14 protein-coding genes are annotated in these 16825 nt (G+C 61.7%); 3 read left to right on the top strand and 11 right to left on the bottom strand.

Features of this window, described 5'->3' with window-relative positions:
• Window positions 1-14: 14 nt before the first annotated feature.
• Genes VIQ49_RS13225 through VIQ49_RS13260 form a run of 8 tightly spaced genes read right to left on the bottom strand, consistent with a single transcriptional unit; the run spans window position 15 to window position 8680 of the window.
• On the bottom strand, window positions 15-1400 hold the full coding sequence (locus VIQ49_RS13225; RefSeq protein WP_331885256.1) for an MlaD family protein: 1386 nt from the start codon (window positions 1398-1400) through the stop codon (window positions 15-17).
• On the bottom strand, window positions 1397-2518 hold the full coding sequence (locus VIQ49_RS13230; protein ID WP_331885258.1) for an MCE family protein: 1122 nt from the start codon (window positions 2516-2518) through the stop codon (window positions 1397-1399). Before VIQ49_RS13230 ends, VIQ49_RS13225 begins: the two co-directional genes overlap by 4 nt.
• Entirely contained in the window at window positions 2515-3759 is a 1245-nt protein-coding gene (locus VIQ49_RS13235) for an MCE family protein (RefSeq protein WP_331885260.1), read from the bottom strand. Before VIQ49_RS13235 ends, VIQ49_RS13230 begins: the two co-directional genes overlap by 4 nt.
• Window positions 3756-4814 carry an MCE family protein gene (locus VIQ49_RS13240; protein WP_331885262.1) on the bottom strand — a complete coding sequence of 353 codons (1059 nt, stop codon included), beginning with the start codon at window positions 4812-4814 and terminating at the stop codon, window positions 3756-3758. Before VIQ49_RS13240 ends, VIQ49_RS13235 begins: the two co-directional genes overlap by 4 nt.
• 1 nt (window position 4815) lies before the next feature.
• On the bottom strand, window positions 4816-5841 hold the full coding sequence (locus VIQ49_RS13245; protein WP_331885264.1) for an MCE family protein: 1026 nt from the start codon (window positions 5839-5841) through the stop codon (window positions 4816-4818).
• Entirely contained in the window at window positions 5838-6953 is a 1116-nt protein-coding gene (locus VIQ49_RS13250) for an MCE family protein (RefSeq protein WP_331885266.1), read from the bottom strand. Before VIQ49_RS13250 ends, VIQ49_RS13245 begins: the two co-directional genes overlap by 4 nt.
• Window positions 6954-7008: 55 nt before the next feature.
• Complete coding sequence (locus tag VIQ49_RS13255) at window positions 7009-7854, bottom strand: ABC transporter permease (protein WP_331885268.1); 846 nt, start codon at window positions 7852-7854, stop codon at window positions 7009-7011.
• A gap of 10 nt (window positions 7855-7864) precedes the next feature.
• On the bottom strand, window positions 7865-8680 hold the full coding sequence (locus VIQ49_RS13260; protein WP_331885270.1) for an ABC transporter permease: 816 nt from the start codon (window positions 8678-8680) through the stop codon (window positions 7865-7867).
• Between the two features lie 919 nt (window positions 8681-9599).
• On the opposite strand from VIQ49_RS13260, the gene VIQ49_RS13265 reads away from it, so the two are divergent.
• On the top strand, window positions 9600-10970 hold the full coding sequence (locus tag VIQ49_RS13265; protein ID WP_331885272.1) for an ABC transporter substrate-binding protein: 1371 nt from the start codon (window positions 9600-9602) through the stop codon (window positions 10968-10970).
• A 91-nt stretch (window positions 10971-11061) separates the two neighbouring features.
• Here the strand turns inward: VIQ49_RS13265 and VIQ49_RS13270 are convergent, their stop codons facing one another.
• The 3 genes from VIQ49_RS13270 to VIQ49_RS13280 all read right to left on the bottom strand — a co-directional run bounded on the left by VIQ49_RS13270 (window position 11062) and on the right by VIQ49_RS13280 (window position 14499).
• Complete coding sequence (locus VIQ49_RS13270; protein WP_331885274.1) at window positions 11062-11715, bottom strand: SDR family oxidoreductase; 654 nt, start codon at window positions 11713-11715, stop codon at window positions 11062-11064.
• A gap of 196 nt (window positions 11716-11911) precedes the next feature.
• The gene (locus VIQ49_RS13275) at window positions 11912-13576 is read right to left on the bottom strand and encodes a hypothetical protein (RefSeq protein WP_331885320.1); all 1665 of its coding nucleotides are present in this window, start codon (window positions 13574-13576) and stop codon (window positions 11912-11914) included.
• 191 nt (window positions 13577-13767) lie between these two features.
• Window positions 13768-14499 carry an enoyl-CoA hydratase gene (locus VIQ49_RS13280; RefSeq protein ID WP_331885276.1) on the bottom strand — a complete coding sequence of 244 codons (732 nt, stop codon included), beginning with the start codon at window positions 14497-14499 and terminating at the stop codon, window positions 13768-13770.
• A gap of 29 nt (window positions 14500-14528) precedes the next feature.
• Here VIQ49_RS13280 and VIQ49_RS13285 point away from each other — a divergent pair, with 29 nt between their 5' ends.
• Together VIQ49_RS13285 and VIQ49_RS13290 are read left to right on the top strand one after the other, a co-directional pair.
• Window positions 14529-15647, top strand: a complete 1119-nt coding sequence (locus VIQ49_RS13285; protein WP_331885278.1) for an NAD(P)-binding domain-containing protein — start codon at window positions 14529-14531, stop codon at window positions 15645-15647.
• A gap of 91 nt (window positions 15648-15738) precedes the next feature.
• A complete protein-coding gene (locus VIQ49_RS13290) occupies window positions 15739-16752 on the top strand; it encodes an esterase/lipase family protein (protein WP_331885280.1) in 1014 nt (337 codons plus the stop codon).
• Window positions 16753-16825: the final 73 nt, after the last annotated feature.

The raw sequence follows: 16825 nt of genomic DNA on the forward strand, positions 1-16825 counted from the left end.
CACCGCGACAAGGTTCAGCTCTGCGGCAACATTCCCTGCCACGTTGGTGACTCCTGGGATGTGGCGACATCGGTCTGCTGGTACAGGGCTCCATCGGGCCCGACGTAGGTGCCTGTGGTCGGCGAGTACTGCGCGGTGGCCACGCCCGAGGTAATGCCCTGCTGCTCCAGATTCGGATCCGGTGGATAGTCTCCGAGAAGCGGTTGCGATGGCGCCACCGGCACGAACTCCTCATCGCTGTTGCACAATTCGGCACTGGCTGCACGCTTCCCCGGAACGCCGAGGCACGGTATGTTCCGTGCGCCGCGCACCGCGATATCGGAGTCCTGCGGCAACTTGCAATACAAACCCTCGGGTGTGTCGATGGTGGTCGTGTCCGAGGGTGGGCGCCACTGATCGGGTGGGAGAAATCCCACGGTGCACGCCGGCGGATCGGAGACCCCGCTGATTCGGAAATCCCCCAACCCCAGGCCCGAGGCGTTGTTCTTGGGCTGTACTGCCTGAATCATCGCGATGGACGGTGGTAACAGCACCAACAGCTGTTCGAGACCAGCGTTGTAGGTGACCGCGAGTTGACCCACCGACGTCAGGTTTGCCAGCAGAACCGGCAAGGTGAATTCCACCGATTGCAGAAGCTTTGTAACCTCATTCGAGAATCCCGGCCCCGACGCCAAGATCGATCGGATCTGCGGGTCGTTGGTCACCAGCTGCCCGGTGACCCCGGCCAGCGAACGACTCCAGATCTCTATCGCATCAGCTGACCGGACCTGTGAGTTGATCAGCGGCTCCGCGTCCTCGATAAGGGCGCGGGTAGTCGCCCCGATCGCTGCGAAGTCACCGGCCAGTGTTGATGAGGTGTCGATGAGGGACTGCAGCTCGTATCGTTCGCCACCGAGGCCCCGATACAGCTCGTCCATGAGATCGTTCAGCTTGTCCTTCGGTATGCTCCCGAGAAGATCGCTGAGCTCATCGAGCATCGGTCCTACCGGCTGCGGGACCTCGGACCGCTCGACCGTGATGACCGATCCGTCGTGTAGGTAGGGCCCGTCATCAGTATTGGGTCGCAGATCCACGTACTGCTCACCGATGGCCGACATACTGCGCACCTGTGCCTGTAGGTCCGATGAGATCTCGAGACTGTCGTCTATCGACAGTGACGCACGGACGCCGTCGTCGGTGAGATCGACAGAGACAACTCTGCCCACCTCGGCACCCCGGTAGGTGACGTTCCCGAAGTTGTACAGCCCCCCGGCCGACGGCAAATCCAGTGTCACAGTCATCCGTCCGATACCGAGCTGCGTCTGGATCTGCATGTACGAGAACAGCATCACCACCATCGCAAGCGTCGACATGAGTGCAAACGCGACGAGCTGGAACTTGACAAAACCGGACAGAATCATCGGCCACCTCCAGAGATCGGCGCACTGAGTGGATCGCGAACGTACCGGCCATATCCCGGATCGCCGACCGCCGCCTGAACAACCGCATTCGGATCTCCGAGAGGTGTCCCCAGCAGCAACTCCCGCTGAAGACGTTCCACCGTGAGATCGACTGTGGCATGAAGGTTGAAGTAGTCGCCACGAACAGCACGATCAATTGTCTTCTGGCCATATGGGAACACGGTTGTGAAGGCGATTCCCTTGTCGAGTTGCGGGCCGACATCGGCGAGAGACCTCAGCGTGGGTGCCAGGTTCTGCAGATCGGTCACCAGATCCTCCTGCACCGACGATATGACACCGCCGGCGGTATCACTGAACACCCGGAGCTTCTCGAGCGCAGTGGTGAGCTGCGGCCGCTCCCTCACCAGCACTTCCAATGCCGGCGGTATCTTCTGCAATGCGACGGAGAGCACATCACGCTGCGTGGCAAACGTTTCCGCGAGACGATCGGCGTTCTTGATGGTGTCCACGATGTTGTCACGCTGCTGATCGAGGGCACCGACAAACGTGTCGAGCCGGGTGATCAGATCATGTACTGACTCTTCGCGTCCGTCCAGGGCCGTGTTGAGCGAGGAGATGATGTTGTCGATCTCCCCCAGTCCCCCACCGTTGACGATGGCCGACACCGAAGCCAGAGTCTGTTCGGTGGACGGATAGGTGGCCGTGCTGTCGAGCAGAATCGTGGCACCGGATAACAGTTGCCCCGTCGGCGATTCACCATCCGGAGGATTCAGCTCCAGGTGATTCGAGCCGAGCAGACTCGTCTGGCCGATACGCGCCTGCGCGTTGCCCGGCACGACCACCTCGCCATCGACCCACACCTCCACATTCGCGTGCCATGCGGACACGGTCATATCGCCGATGCTGCCCACCACCACATCATCGATCATCACCGGCGAATTCGACACCAGCGTACTGACATTGGCCATCTGAACGTGAAAGAGCTGGGAACCCGATCCACGCCCTTCTGTACCAGGCAAGGGCACTGAGTTCACTCCCTGCCAGCTGCACCCGGCAACTGCCAGCATCGTGCACATGAGCAGTGCCAGCGCAACGACGTCGATGCGTCTACGGGTCATGACGGCCGCCTTTCGACGGGCAGGAGCAACGCGTCGAGTGGACTTGCGGCAGCTTGCGGCTTCGCAGGCGTCGCCGAGGGAGGAACGAGGTGCGGTTCGGTGTAGATGAGGTTCTTCGGATCCGCCGTTGGACCGAGTATCGGATTGAGGGGTACCGGCAAGTAATTGAACGCCAGGAGCGGAAGTACCGGGCCGAGGTACTCGGCACACTTCTTCGCCCCTTCTTCGGAGGTCAGGTTTGCGACGGCTGCCACCCCCGAACAGATGAACTGGATGGGATTCGAGAAGTTGTTCAATGTAAAAACCCCGTTCTCAGTGCCGGTGTCGGGGTTGTAGATGTTGTAGAAGTTGGCCATGCTGGTCGGGAAAACGTGCAGCAGTTGCTCTATGTCGGCTCGGTTGTCAACCAGATTCTGCGTCACGTTCACCAGCCGCTGCACCTGTTCACTCGCCTTGTCGCTGCTCGACGCCACGAACCGCTGGACCTCGACCACGGCGACGGAGAGGTCTGTCAGTGCCGCATCAAGGTCGGTGCGACTCTCGTCGAGCACACTCGACAATGTGGCGAGCCGGTTCTCGAACTGGACGATCTGCTCTTCGCTGTCGCTCAGAGTGGTGACAAAGGTCTGCAGATTCCTGATGATGCCGACGATGTCCCCGCTGCCATCGGCAAGGATCCGTCCTACACCCGACAACTGGTCGACGGTCTGCCGGAGTTTGTCGCCGTTGCCATCCATCGCGGTGGCGGCACTGTCGATGAAGCGGCCCACCTCACTGTCCGACAGTTCACTGTCTGGTCCCAGATCTGTTGCCAACCGAGTCAATTGGGTCTTGATCTCGTCCCACTCGATCGGTACACCGGTCTGCTCGAGAGGTATCACACCGCCGTCGGGCATCACCGGCCCCTCTGTTCGATAGGCCGGCGTCAGTGCCACAACACGGTCGGCCACCAGGTTCTGGGCAATGATGATCGCCTGTGCGTCCGCCGGGATCTTCACCCCGCGGTCGACCTTCATGTCGAGTCGCACCGAGGTCCCCTGCGGTGCCATCCCGGTGACCGATCCGACCTTCACTCCGGCAACCTGCACCTCGTCACCTTTGTAGATACCGGTGGTGGCGGTGAAGACAGCACTGATCGATCGGGGCCCGAACATCTTCTGATACGCCAGCACCGAGCCGGCGAGCAGCATCGCGGCCAGCGTCACCACGAGCACGGCCGAGATGATCCGGCTACGAGTCATCGGCCCGGTCCCGTCGATGCCCCGACCGGGATCTGGCCTCCGGGGATCGGGAACGGTACACCCGGTTCGATTCCGAACGATTGATTGATGAACGGCTGGATCAGATGACCAGGGATGAGATTGGCAACAAATGCGTTGTAGAAGGGGCCACTGGATACCGCCTCGCCCTGGGTGAGGGCGACTTTTGCCAGACCTGGCAGTGCCTGGGCGATGTTGTCGCGATTCTTCTCCAGCAACGCGGCAACGGAGTTCAGCCGGTCGAGGGTCGGTGCCAGCTGCGACTCGTTGTCGGCAACCACCCCTGCCAATTGCTGTGCCACCGCGGAGGTGTTGGCCAACAGATCCACGATCTCCTGGCGCCGGTTCACCAGGACGCCCAGAAGCGAATTGGCGTTGAGGAGAAGGGAGTTCAGTTGTTCGCTGCGCTCGGACAAGATCGAGGTGACGTCATTGGTACTGCTCAGCAGATCACGCAATGACTCGTTGCGACCGTTGATCGATCGTGACAGCTCACTGAGCCCGTCGAAGGTCGGCCCCAATTGGGGCGCGATCAGATCGATGGTCGATGACAGTGTGTCCAGCGATTGGTTCAGCGCACCGGTGTCGATCGTGTTGACGTTTGTTGTCAAGTCCCCCAACGCATTGTTGAGCGAGTACGGCGAGGACGTCCGCGACCGGGGGATGGTGTCGGAAGGATCCAGGACACCGCCGCCCGCGCTCTCCACGGTGAGCATTCGCCGGCCCAGCAGGGAACCGGTCTTGATCTGCGCAGTGCTCTGGGTGCCCAGCCGAACACCGTCGTCGACCCAGAACTCGACCCGGACATCTCCGTTGTCCAGTGAAACCTCGGACACCTTACCCACTTTCACGCCGGACAACACAACATCGGCCCCCGACCGCAGGCCTGCGGCCTCTTCGAACACGGCCTGATAGGGCAAGGATGTGAACCAGGTGATGTACTTCTGTCCCTGCAGGCCGACAGTCACAAGAAGACAGATGAGGACCACGCCGATGAAACCGTGCCGCGCAAGGCGGCCTCCACGATATTTCAGCATGTCAGGGCGAGCACCTCCCGGTTGTCTGTTCGATCCAGGGCAGGACCACGACCTCACCGGCAGCATCGGTCACCCGAACCGTGATCGCACAGATGAAGTACTGGATGAAGTTCCCGTACGTGCCTGTACGCACCAGTTTCCGGAAGTTCACCGGCGCGTTCTGGAGCGCGGCGTCGAGGCGCCCTTTGTCATCGTCGACCAACGGCGCCAGGCGGGCGAGCTCATCCACCGATTGGGCCAACGACGGACGCGCCTGCGTCAGCAGATCGGCCACGGCCGCGGTACCCGAATCCAGTGCTGCGATGGCCGATCCGATCGGGTCTCTCTGTTCGGCGAGTTCACCGATCAATCGGTCGAGTCTCTCGATGGTCGTGGAGAACTCGGGCCCCTTGTCCGACAGTGTGCCCATCACCGTGTTCAGGTTGTCGATCAGATTCTCGATCACCACACCGTTGTCGGCCAGCGTCGAGACAAACGACGAGGTCTTCGAGAACAACGATTCGACTGTTCCTTCCTGGCCCTGCATGATCTGCAGCAACGACGACGTCAAGCCGTTGACCTCCTGTGGTCGAAGACCGTCGATAACCGGTTTCAATCCACCGAGGAGGACATCGAGGTCGAGTGCCGGGGACGTCTGATTCTCCGGAATCTCCGCACCGGGGCCCAATATTCGAGTTGTCCCCACGCCGTCGGAAAGTTCCAGGTAGCGGTCACCGACCAGATTGAGATACTTGACCGAAGCATGCGTGCCATCGGTCAGCCGAACATCCCGATCGGCGTTGAAGGTCACCGTCACGTCGTGGTCGGCCCGAAGCGATACGTCTTCGACCGTCCCCACCCGAACTCCGGCAACCCGAACGGTATCCCCCGACCGGAGTTCGGAAACCTCGGCAAACCGTGCGGAATAGCTGTTTGTGGAGCCGGTACGGAAATCCCCGAACACGACGATCAAGAAGGCGGACAACACCACCATGACCACCGCGAACGCGCCGAACTTCAGCGCTTGCGGGCTACGGAGAACGCTCATCGCACCCGCCCGTCCATGATCGGACCAAACAACGCGCGTTGGAGACTGTCGACGTTCAACTCCAGCCCCTCGCGGTCGCCGGCAAAAGGATTGGAGCCGACGTCGGCGACCACAAAGGGCGGCTTCTCCTGGTAGCCCACCGGCAGTCCCTCGCAGCGAGGGCCACCCGAAGCCGCCACCTTCGGAAGATCCTTGGGATGCTCGTACGGATCGGTACCCCAGAGAAAGTTCGCCGACAGCCCGAGCCCGGGAACGTCCACCGGCTCAGAATCAGAGAGATAGGCCATCCCCTCCATCGAGCAGGTCAGGGCCTCGTTGTATTCGTTGGACAGCTCGAGAGTCGGGACAAGGACTGCAAGTGTCGATTCGAGCAGACCACCGTTGGTCTGCAGAACTCTTTGTCCCACGTCGGCCAGGCCGATCACGCTGGCCAGGAAAGCATCCAGGTTATGTTGCTCCTCCACGATCGTCTGACTCAACGTTGTGCTGTTGTCGACGGTGGTTACCAGGTCTGGAGCTGCATCGGCGTACGTTCGCATGACGTCGGGTGCCACGGCGAGTTCACGCTGCAGCGCCGGCAATGAGGGCTCGACGGCCGCGAGGAACTCATCGAAGTCCACCAGCATCTGTCCGACCTGATCACCACGTCCGCTCAGAGCTGTCGAGATCACGCCCAGGGTCTCGTTCAGCTTCTCGGGTTCGATCTCGGTGAGTACCGAGGTCAACTGTTCGAAGACGGTATTGAGTTCAACTGTGACGCTGCGCGAATCGAACACCTGCCCTGAGTACATCGGCTCCGGGGACGGGGCATCCGGGGGCAGGAACTCAACGAACTTGGCACCGAAGACCGTCGATGAGGCAATCTGCACGGTCGAGTTCTCCGGGATCTTGTGCAGCGCTGACGGATTCATTGCGAGCTGAATAGATGCCTTCCCGTCGGGTAGCGAGTCGATCGAACTGACCTGGCCAACCGTGACGCCTCTCATCTGCACCTTGGCATCCGGGTACATCACCAGGCCCGCGCGTGGCGACAGCACCGTCACCCGAACCGTATCGCTGAAACCACCCCGGAACATCGTCATCGCGACCACCACAATCACTACTACCAGCAAGATCGATCCGAGCCCTACGAGAGGACGAATAGTATTTTGAGACATGTTTTTTCGCCTAGCCCGACAAGTTGAAGTTGCCGTTGGACCCGTAGACCGCCAGCGAGACCAACAAGGTGATCGAGACAACCGCGATCAGCGACGTCCTCACCGCATTGCCGACCGCCACACCGACTCCGGCAGGACCTCCGGTGGCGAAGAAGCCGAAGTAGGTGTGGATCAGCAGGATCATCAACGCCATGAGAAACGCCTGCAGAAATGACCACAGCAGATCGATCGGATTCAAGAAGGTCGTGAAATAGTGCTGGTACAGGCCCGACGACTGCCCCAGGATCACCACCGTGGTGAACCAGCACGCAACAAATGACGCCGTCAGCGCGATGGCATACAGCGGCGCCAACACGATCATTCCGGCGATGATGCGGGTCCCGACCACATACTTCATCGGGTCGATACCCAGAGACTCGATGGCATCGATCTCTTCGTTGATCCTCATCGCGCCCAATTGTGCTGTGGCACCGGCGCCGAACGTCGCGGCCAATCCAATGCCGACCACCACCGGCGCCGCTATCCGGACGTTGATGAAGGCTGACAGGAAGCCGGTCAGGGCCTCGATACCGATATCGCCGAGCGAACTGTAACCCTGAACCGCAAGTGTGCTGCCCGTGGCCAGCGTCAGGAATCCGACGATGACAACCGTTCCACCGATGACTGCGAGGTTGCCGGTTCCCATACTGGTCTCGGCGATCAGGCGAAGCGTCTCCCGCTTGTATTGCCACGCTGCCCGTGGGGCGCCGACCAGCGCCTTCGCGTAGAAGATGGTGTGATCGCCGATGCCGCCCAGCGTCTTCACCGGCCGGTTCAGCTCTCGGACCGTCCGGCCGTACAACGTGCTCGGTGTCATGACGTCCCCCTCATCCTGCGGTCAATTGCACGCCGACCGCGGTGACCACAACATTGACCACAAACAACGCCATGAAGGCGTAGACCACCGTCTCGTTGACCGCATTGCCCACCGACTTCGGACCACCGGAGACCGTCAAACCCCGATAGCACGCCACCAGCCCTGCGATGAGGCCGAACAGCAGCGCCTTGATCGATGAGATGACAACCTCGTTGATCCCGGTCAGCAACGTGATCCCCGACGCGAACGCACCGGGATTGACGTTCTGGACGAATACCGAGAAGACGTAGCCGCCAACCACACCGATGATGCACACCAGGCTGTTCAGCAGGAGCGCCACCAAACCCGATGCCACCATTCGCGGGGTGACCAGGCGCTGCACCGGATTGATCCCGAGGACCTCCATGGCGTCGATCTCCTCGCGGATGGTCCGCGATCCCAGATCCGCACACATTGCGGTGGCCCCGGATCCGGCCACGATCAGGACGGTCACCATCGGGCCGACCTGCGTGATGGCACCGAATGCCGCGCCCGCTCCGCTCAGATCCGCGGCACCGAGTTCACGGAGCAGGATATTGAGGGTGAAACTGACCAACACCGTGAACGGTATGGCGACCAGGAGGGTCGGGACAAGCGAGACGCGAGCCACAAACCACGACTGCTCGAGCATCTCTTTGCCCTGAAAAGGTCTGCGGAACAAGAACTTCACTGCGTCGGCGGACATCATGAACAGGCCACCCACAGATTCGAACGGACCGGACAGGTCAGGTCCGCGGTAACCCCCGCGCCGGCCGGTGCCGCGGCTCTTGATCTGCCACCCGGCCATCAGAGTGCCACACCCTCACCGAATGTCCATCCATGCCAACCACTTCCCCACCCCGTCGACACCGTTGGCGATTGCATCCGTCCACCTCACTGTGCAAGAAATCGAAGCAGGCACAACTTCGCCACATACTCGATGCCATTGCCTACCAACTGATTTGATCCATCTGCGGAGTACTCCGAGATATCCGGGTCCGCGCGGCCCCCAAGAGCCGAAACGGACCCCACCCTGTCCAGCACCCCCCGAAGGTGCCACCCGACCAAGTCCGGGACGTCACGTATCCGACACGGCCCGGGCTGCGGGTCGATCGAATCGTCACGCCAGAAGGCGCTCACTACCACTGACTACACCATTGGCATTGCAGCCCAGTCGATTTCGACCGCGCACCAACAATGCTCGCCAGCGGTATCAACCACTCCTTTCGCGGCCGAAGACACCTGCACAGGCGGGTGGGACGGCGCCCCTGCGCCTACGTCCATCTGCCTGCGACGCTCAACTTACACGCATAAGTAGATGATGTGAGCAAATTCGCAGAGTTTTTTCTTTCAGCGTCGTAGTCGATTCAGCCGTTCGCGTCGGCGAGCTCCGGAAAGTGCCCGAAGATGCTCGGCGTGACTCGCCGATTACGCAGTGTCACAACAAGAATGCGAACACTTTTCGGAATCGCTAACCCCCGGCGATTGTGCGATATAAGCTCCGCACATCTGCAAGAGCCCCACTCCCGCGTAGGGATGAAGCCCTGTTGGGTCCGCCCTTCCTGAAATCAGCGACGTCCACTCCGAACATGGAGCACCGGACGATCGACCCCGAGACCGAGGCTCCGCAGTACGGGTCGCATAGACCTGGGCAAACCCTGACACCCGGTGCCCCAATCCCCACCCGGTGTCCGTCGGAGGAGGAAAGTCAGTTGAGAACTCATCGCATGCTTGTCGTCGCAATCGCGACGGTGTTGTTGGTGGCCGGGTGTAGCGACCGTGGGGAAGAAGGCGGCTCCGAAGACGGCGGTGGCGGTGGTGGAACCACATCCGCCGATACCGTGTCGAGCGCCTTCGGAACCCTGAACGACGTGTGCCAATCCGGCTCGCCCGCAGGCGCACCCACACAGGGCGTCACAGACGCCGAGATCAAGGTCGGCGTGTTCACCGATATTGGGTTCACCCAGAACCCCGAGTTCGTGAACGCTGCGAAAGTTTTCACCTCCTGGTGCAACGATCAGGGTGGGATCAACGGCCGAAAGATCGTCGCGAACACCCGGGATGCCAAGTTCATGGAGGCCCGCCAGCAGATGGTGACGTCCTGTCGGGAAGACTTCGTCCTCGTCGGCGGTGGCAGCGGGCTCGACGGGCTCGGAGTCAAGGAACGCCTGAACTGCCTGCTGCCGAGCTTTCCCGCGCAGGTCGCGCAACTCACCTCGGCCGGTGCCGACCTCGAGATCAGCGCAGATCCCAGCCTCACCCAGGGATACGACGCGTACTACGGTTTCCGTAGCTGGCTGATCAACGAGAAGTACCCCCAGTCGAAGGGTGCCGTCGGCTTCGTCAACGGCGACTCACCGGTCACCAAGGTCCTGGGCGCGCAGGCCGTCGAAGCCATGGAGGCGGCCGGCGCCAACATCATCTACAACGACCTGTACCCCGCCATGGGTGTCTCCGACTGGACACCCTATGCCCAAGCGATCAAGAGCAAGGGCGTCAAGGGCCTCCTGTTCTACGGCGACTTCAAACAACTCGCGAAGCTGGAAACCGTCCTGACCGGAATGGATTACAAACTCGACTGGATCGACACGAACAACAACGCGTACGGTCCCGAGTTCATCGATTTGGCCGGTACCTCAATCGAGTTCCAGAACAATTACCTCGACCTCGGCGGGAACCTGCCACTCAACAGCGATGAGCCCGCGATGCAGGACCTGCTGGCGCTCTACGAAAAATACGCACCCGACGCCAACCTGACCTTGCCGTCGATCCGCGCGATGTCATCGTGGCTCCTGTTCGCAAAAGCGGCCGCGAGCTGTGGCGACGACCTGACCCGCACCTGCGTCTACAACGCCGCCAAGCAGGAAACCGAATGGACCGGCGGTGGACTACACACGGCCCGCAATCTCGCCGCGCCGGTGCCTCCGACACCATGCTTCAACGTCGCTGAAGCAGAGCCGGATGGATGGATCGCTCCCGACTTCGGAGCCGACGAGGGCGCGTACCGCTGCAACATCCCGGTCTACAAGTTCACGGGTGACTATCCCAAGCCGATGACACTGGCAGATGTCGGCAAGACCATGGAGGACGTGCAGTAGACGGGTCCGAAAGGACCCTTCCACGTGGGACGGTGGTCGTGGCATGTGCCACGACCACCGATTTCTGCCGCTGAGCCGGGATTCGCGCCGGTCAGACGCCCTTGACGGCTTCGGCGATGGGGGTCTCCCCATTCACGAACTCGATGGTGGTACCGACGCTCGACGGCGTGACCAGAACTGCCGCCAACACAGCTGCCACATCGTCGCGGGTGATGTCGGCAGGTTCCGCGCCGCGCTCCTTGGTCGCGATCCGGCCGGTACCAGGTTCATCGGTGAGGGCGCTCGGCCCGACAATCGTCCACAGCAACGTGGTCTTCCGGAGATACTCGTCGACCTGCGCCTTGGCCTCGGCGTAGGCGAAGAAGGAATCGTCTTCCGGCACACCATGGTCCGGCCCGGCGCCGAAGTACGAGATGATGACGTAGCGCGGCACGTCGACCTTCAGTGCGGCGTCGATACTACGGATCGCCGCATCCCGGTCGACGGCGTACGTGCGCTGCGGATTGCCTCCGCCCGCGCCGGCGGCGAACACCACGGCATCATGTCCTTTGATCACCTCGCCGATCTCGTCGGTGGACAGGTCCTCGACGTCCGCGATCACCGGTGACGCACCGGTCGCGCGGACATCGTCGGCGTGGTCCGGGTTGCGGATCAGCGCACTGACCTCGTTGCCTTCGGCGGTGAGGAGCTTCGCGAGCCTGAGCGCGATCTTGCCGTGGCCTCCGATGATGGCGATCTTTGACATGTGAATCCCTTCGTCGTTGATGGGCTTGCCCGCTAGGACACCTGTTCATGCAAACAAGACCATCACCGATGGCATTCCACGGACGGCGTGCGCCCACACACCCATGTAGCCACACACAAACCCACCCGTTCCGGTCAAACCCAAGGGTTCGAACCCCGTGGCTTTGCCTGGAACGGGTGGGTTTGTTCGGGCGGGACTACTTCTGGGCGGGCAGGACGTGCTCGCCGGTCTTGTCACACGACAGGGCCAGAGAACTGATGTACTGCTTCTCGCCGTTCGGTCCGGGCTTGGCCGACATGAGCATGTCGGGACGCTCGAACTCGACTCCGGTGACACAGCACATCAGCTTGTCGTCGGCCGGGTTGCCGTGCTCATCGAACATCGGCAGATCGATGCCGTCGTCGGTGCGGCGCAGGTAGTACTTGCCTTTGGTCGCCAGTGCGATGATCGGCGGCAGGAACAGGCCGAGGATCACGGCAAAAAGCGGTGAGTACGGCTGGATGGTGTCCCCGAAGACATGGAAGAACACCATGATCGACAACCCACCGGCCAGGATCACGCTGACGAAGCCGACCGGATTGAAGTTGTAGAGCATGCCACGGCGGAACTCTGGGACCTTCGGCGAGATCTTCAGCACGTACTTGTTGATCGCTATATCCGAGGCGACAACGACGATCCAGGCGATGGCGATGTTCGCATAGAAGTTGAGGATGTTGTTCAGGAAGCTGAACATGTTGGCTTCCATCAAGACCAGGGCGATCGCGACGTTGAAGAACACGAAGAACAGGCGGCCCGGGTAGGTCTTGGTGACGCGTGTGAAGCTGTTCGTCCAGGCCAGCGAACCCGAATACGCGTTGGTGACGTTGATCTTGATCTGAGAGATGACGACCAGGATCACCGCGAGTGTCATCGCCAGCCAGTGCGGCATGAACTCCTCATACACCGCCAGGAACTGGTGGACCGGCTCATTGGCCACGCCGGCCTGGTCGGCGAAGTTCATGATCAGATAGACAGCCAGGAACAGGCCGACGATCTGCTTGATCGCACCAAAGAACACCCAGCCCGGTCCGGCCATGATGACCGCAGTCCACCAACGGCGAGAGTTCTCGGGGGTCTTGGGCGGCATGAAGCGCAGGTAGTCGATCTGCTCGGCGATCTGCGCAATCAGGGACAAACAGACGCCTGCCGCGAGCATGACGCCGGCGAAGTTCACACCGTGTCCACCCTGAGCGTCGGTGCCACCGCTGAACGCAAGGAAGTCACCGATGGCATCCGGATGCTTGATGACCAGATACAGGAACGGTAGAACCATCATGACCAGCCATAGCGGCGTGGTCCACACCTGTAGGGTGGCAAGCGTTTTCATGCCGTAGATGACCAATGGGATGACCATCACAGAGGAAATCAGGTAACCAAGCCACAGTGGTATCCCCAGGCCGAGCTCGAGGCCCTGCGCCATGATCGAACCCTCGAGCGCAAAAAAGATGAACGTGAACGACGCGAAGATGACGTTGGTCAACACCGAGCCGTAATAGCCGAATCCGCTGCCGCGAGTGATCAAGTCGAGGTCGATATTGTAGCGGGCGGCGTAATAGGCCAGCGGGTATCCGGTCAGGACGATGACAACCGCAAAAATGAGAATGCCCCACAGCGCGTTTCCGGTTCCGTTGGCGATACCGATATTGGCACCGATGGCGAAGTCGGCAAGATAGGCGATTCCACCCAGTGCCGACGTTGCGACTACAGCAGGCCCCCATTTGCGATAACTACGGGGCGCAAATCGAAGGGTATAGTCTTCGAGCGTCTCGCTCATTGCATTGATGTTGCTGGGTAATTCGGCTCCCGCGATGGGGTCGGCCACTTTCCCCGGGCTGTCCAAAGTCACTTGATTTCCCTCCCACGTCCGGCGAGCGCGCACTCTCGCGCGTACGGTCCGAGCCAACGTAAATCGATCACGTATCAGTGGCACGTCAGAGATGTTAAGGACAGGAAAACCCCGCGCAATTCAGCGAATCATTGGTCTGATTTGCAAACGAAAGTATTTGTGCAGTATCATTTTCCGATGAAATTGGGCGGGCGCTTTTCCTTGCGCGCCGCGCGCCCTTCGGCCATGTCGTTGCTCTGCCATGCCCGCACCATCGCGGCCACGTGGCCGGCGGGGGCCTCGTCGCGCGCACCGTCGTCGCCCAACACCAACTTGTAGTGCTGCAACGTCAGCGGAGCCAACGTTGCGATCATCGCTGCCCACCGCTGCGCCTCGCCGAGATCGCCTATGCGATTGGCGAACCCGACCACGTGTGCTCGTTCGGCGCTCATCGATTCGCAGCCGATCAGGATCCCCGCCGCATCACCGGCACCAGCCAGCGAAACCAGACGTTTGATCGTCCACTCATCAACCGTCACACCAATTTTCGCTGCCGGTATGGCACAGAACGACGACGACGACATCACGCGCAGATCGGCGGCGAGCGCCAATTGCAGGCCGGCACCGAGCGCCGGTCCGTTGAGAGCCGCGATCACCGGCACCGGAAGACCTTCGATCACACGCAGCATCGCCAGCAGATTGTCGAGAAACGACTGCTCGTAGACCGGACCCGAGAGGTCTGCACCGGCGCAGAACACGCTGCCCGCCCCGGTCAAGATCACGGCCCTGGCACCAGAATCGGTGGCATCGGTCAGGGCCACGGACAAAGCCTCGACCATTTCGTGGTTCAACGCATTCCGCTGCCGCTCACGCTGCAGTTCAATGGTCAGCACGTCGCCGTCTCGGCTGGTCCCAATCATCAGGTCAGCGTACCGCTACTGTTCGACTTGTGAACGCTAACCCCTTCGGCGGTTCAACCGAGACCGACATCCTGGTCATCGGCGGTGGCCAGGCGGGATTGTCCGCAGGTCACTACCTCGACAAGTTCGGTCTGAGACCGCGGACGTTGATGGTCGACCACTCCCCCGGCCCTGGTGGTGCGTGGCAATTCCGCTGGCCCACACTGACTTTGGCAGGAGCCAACGGCGTGCACGATCTACCGGGACTGGGGTTGGCGCAAGCACTGGGCACCGAATGCGATCAGTGGCCCGCGGCCACCGCGGTTCCGGACTACTTCGCGCAATACGAGCAGAAGTTCGGGCTCGACGTACACCGGCCGGTCGATGTTCGATCGGTCTCGCGCCACGGCGAGGGTTTCCTGGCCACCACGGCGGACGGAAACGAGATCTCGGCGCGCACCATCATCAATGCCACCGGCACCTGGGACCGGCCCTTCGTCCCGTACATCCCCGGTATCGAGACCTTCACCGGGACCCAGCTGCACACCCATGACTACAAAACTCCCGCCGACTTCGCCGGTCAGCGGGTCCTGGTGGTGGGCGCCGGGATATCCGCAGTTCAACTCCTGATCGAAATAGCCCGACAGGCCGAGGGTGTCCAGACGTTCTGGTGCAGCCGCACCGAACCGAGGTTCAACGACGAGCCCTTCGACCCCGAGCGCGGACGCGCCGCGGTGGCGCGGGTGGAACAGAGGGTTCGAGCCGGATTGCCGCCGGGTTCGGTGGTTTCGGTGACCGGACTGCCCGACAACAACTCGTTCCGGGCCGCACGGGAGGACGGGATCCTGGACTGGCGACCGATGTTCACCCGCATCACACCGGAAGGGGTCTGCTGGGACTGCGCCGTCGACGGCGAGGCGCCACACCACCTCGACGTCGACATCATCTTCTGGTGCACCGGGTTTCGCAGCGCACTCGACCATCTGGCACCACTGAGATTGCGCGCGCCGGGCGGTGGGATCGTGATGACCGGCCGACTCGCCACCGTGGTCGAGGCCCTCCCCCAACTGCAATTGCTCGGCTACGGCCCGTCGGCCTCCACGATCGGCGCCAATCGCGCTGGGCGCGAAGCCGCTCGTGTGGTGCAAACGTACCTGGCGGCGCGCTGACAAGCCTGTTGCGGCTCCGAAGTCGGCAACGACGTGCTCCAATGAGATGAGAGTTGTTCGGTCGGATCAGCGAGCTTTCGGATGGTGACGCATGCGAGCTTTTCGATGGGAGTTCATCGCGGCGGTGGCGATGAGCACAGCTCTGGCCATCGGGATCTCGTCCCCCGCTGCTGCCGACCCGGAACCAGTTGTCGCCCCAACGTCGTCGACATCCCAGATCCCGAAGACGGCCGGCCCCGCACAGATCAGCCACCCTGACGCATCACGATACGTTCGCAGTAATCCGGGCGCGGTTCCCCGGGGTGTCAACGACTTCACGTGTTCTCCATCGACGGACCGGCCCCGCCCGGTCGTGTTGCTACACGGCACCGATTCGACCGCGTACTCCGATTTCGCGGCGCTCGGGCCCCGACTGTTCGATGCCGGCTACTGCGTCTTCGCCCTGAACTACGGAGGGCGAGAGGGCGGGGCCAACTACGGCACAGAGGACATGCGGGCCAGCGCAGCGCAGGTGGCGGCCTTTGTCGATCAAGTACTCACCGCGACGCACTCGGAACGCGTCGACATCGTCGGCTACTCACAGGGCGCCACCGTCGGCCGCTACGTCATCAACGAACTCGATGGTGCCCGAGTCGTCGGGAGCTGGGTGGGCCTGGCCTCGCCGAGCTACGGGAGTGCGCTGTACGGACTTGTGCCCGTGGCAGAGAAGTTGCCCGGCGCCATGGATGTCGCGAGCACAGTTCTCCCCGAGGAGTTGGTGTCCACCGCATTGTGGCAGCAGGTCCAGGGCTCGGCGTTCCTCGAGCGCCTCAACAACCCGACCGACACGGTGCCCGGGGTCGCGTACGTCACGATCGCATCGCTGGTCGACGAGGTGATCCAGCCGTCCTCCAGCGTGGCACTCCGGGACCCTGCAGCCACCAATATCGTTCTGCAGGAGGTCTGCCCGCGAAACCTGACCGGCCACTTCCGGATGCCCTATGACGACCTCGCGATCAGCCTGGTGATGGCCGCGCTCGACCCACGATCCGAAATCATCGGCGAGTGTGTTGATGTGCTCCTGGGAGCGGGAATCCTGGACATGGTGATCGCGGAGAATTCCTGAACACCGCCCACGGGACTCACACCGCGGTGTGAGGGGTGCCCGCCACTCCGCCGACAACACGCCGTCTTCAGAT

Source organism: Williamsia sp. (genome assembly GCF_036566845.1).
GTDB lineage: Bacteria > Actinomycetota > Actinomycetes > Mycobacteriales > Mycobacteriaceae > Williamsia.

Excerpts from the sequence above, each read along its gene's own strand:
- VIQ49_RS13225 (WP_331885256.1), bottom strand. The coding sequence starts at position 1,400 with ATGATTCTGTCCGGTTTTGTCAAGTTCCAGCTCGTCGCGTTTGCACTC.
- VIQ49_RS13240 (WP_331885262.1), bottom strand. The coding sequence starts at position 4,814 with ATGCTGAAATATCGTGGAGGCCGCCTTGCGCGGCACGGTTTCATCGGC.
- VIQ49_RS13245 (WP_331885264.1), bottom strand. The coding sequence starts at position 5,841 with ATGAGCGTTCTCCGTAGCCCGCAAGCGCTGAAGTTCGGCGCGTTCGCG.
- VIQ49_RS13280 (WP_331885276.1), bottom strand. The coding sequence starts at position 14,499 with ATGATTGGGACCAGCCGAGACGGCGACGTGCTGACCATTGAACTGCAG.
- VIQ49_RS13230 (WP_331885258.1), bottom strand. The coding sequence starts at position 2,518 with ATGACCCGTAGACGCATCGACGTCGTTGCGCTGGCACTGCTCATGTGC.
- VIQ49_RS13255 (WP_331885268.1), bottom strand. The coding sequence starts at position 7,854 with ATGACACCGAGCACGTTGTACGGCCGGACGGTCCGAGAGCTGAACCGG.
- VIQ49_RS13265 (WP_331885272.1), top strand. The coding sequence starts at position 9,600 with ATGCTTGTCGTCGCAATCGCGACGGTGTTGTTGGTGGCCGGGTGTAGC.
- VIQ49_RS13235 (WP_331885260.1), bottom strand. The coding sequence starts at position 3,759 with ATGACTCGTAGCCGGATCATCTCGGCCGTGCTCGTGGTGACGCTGGCC.
- VIQ49_RS13260 (WP_331885270.1), bottom strand. The coding sequence starts at position 8,680 with ATGGCCGGGTGGCAGATCAAGAGCCGCGGCACCGGCCGGCGCGGGGGT.
- VIQ49_RS13290 (WP_331885280.1), top strand. The coding sequence starts at position 15,739 with ATGCGAGCTTTTCGATGGGAGTTCATCGCGGCGGTGGCGATGAGCACA.
- VIQ49_RS13270 (WP_331885274.1), bottom strand. The coding sequence starts at position 11,715 with ATGTCAAAGATCGCCATCATCGGAGGCCACGGCAAGATCGCGCTCAGG.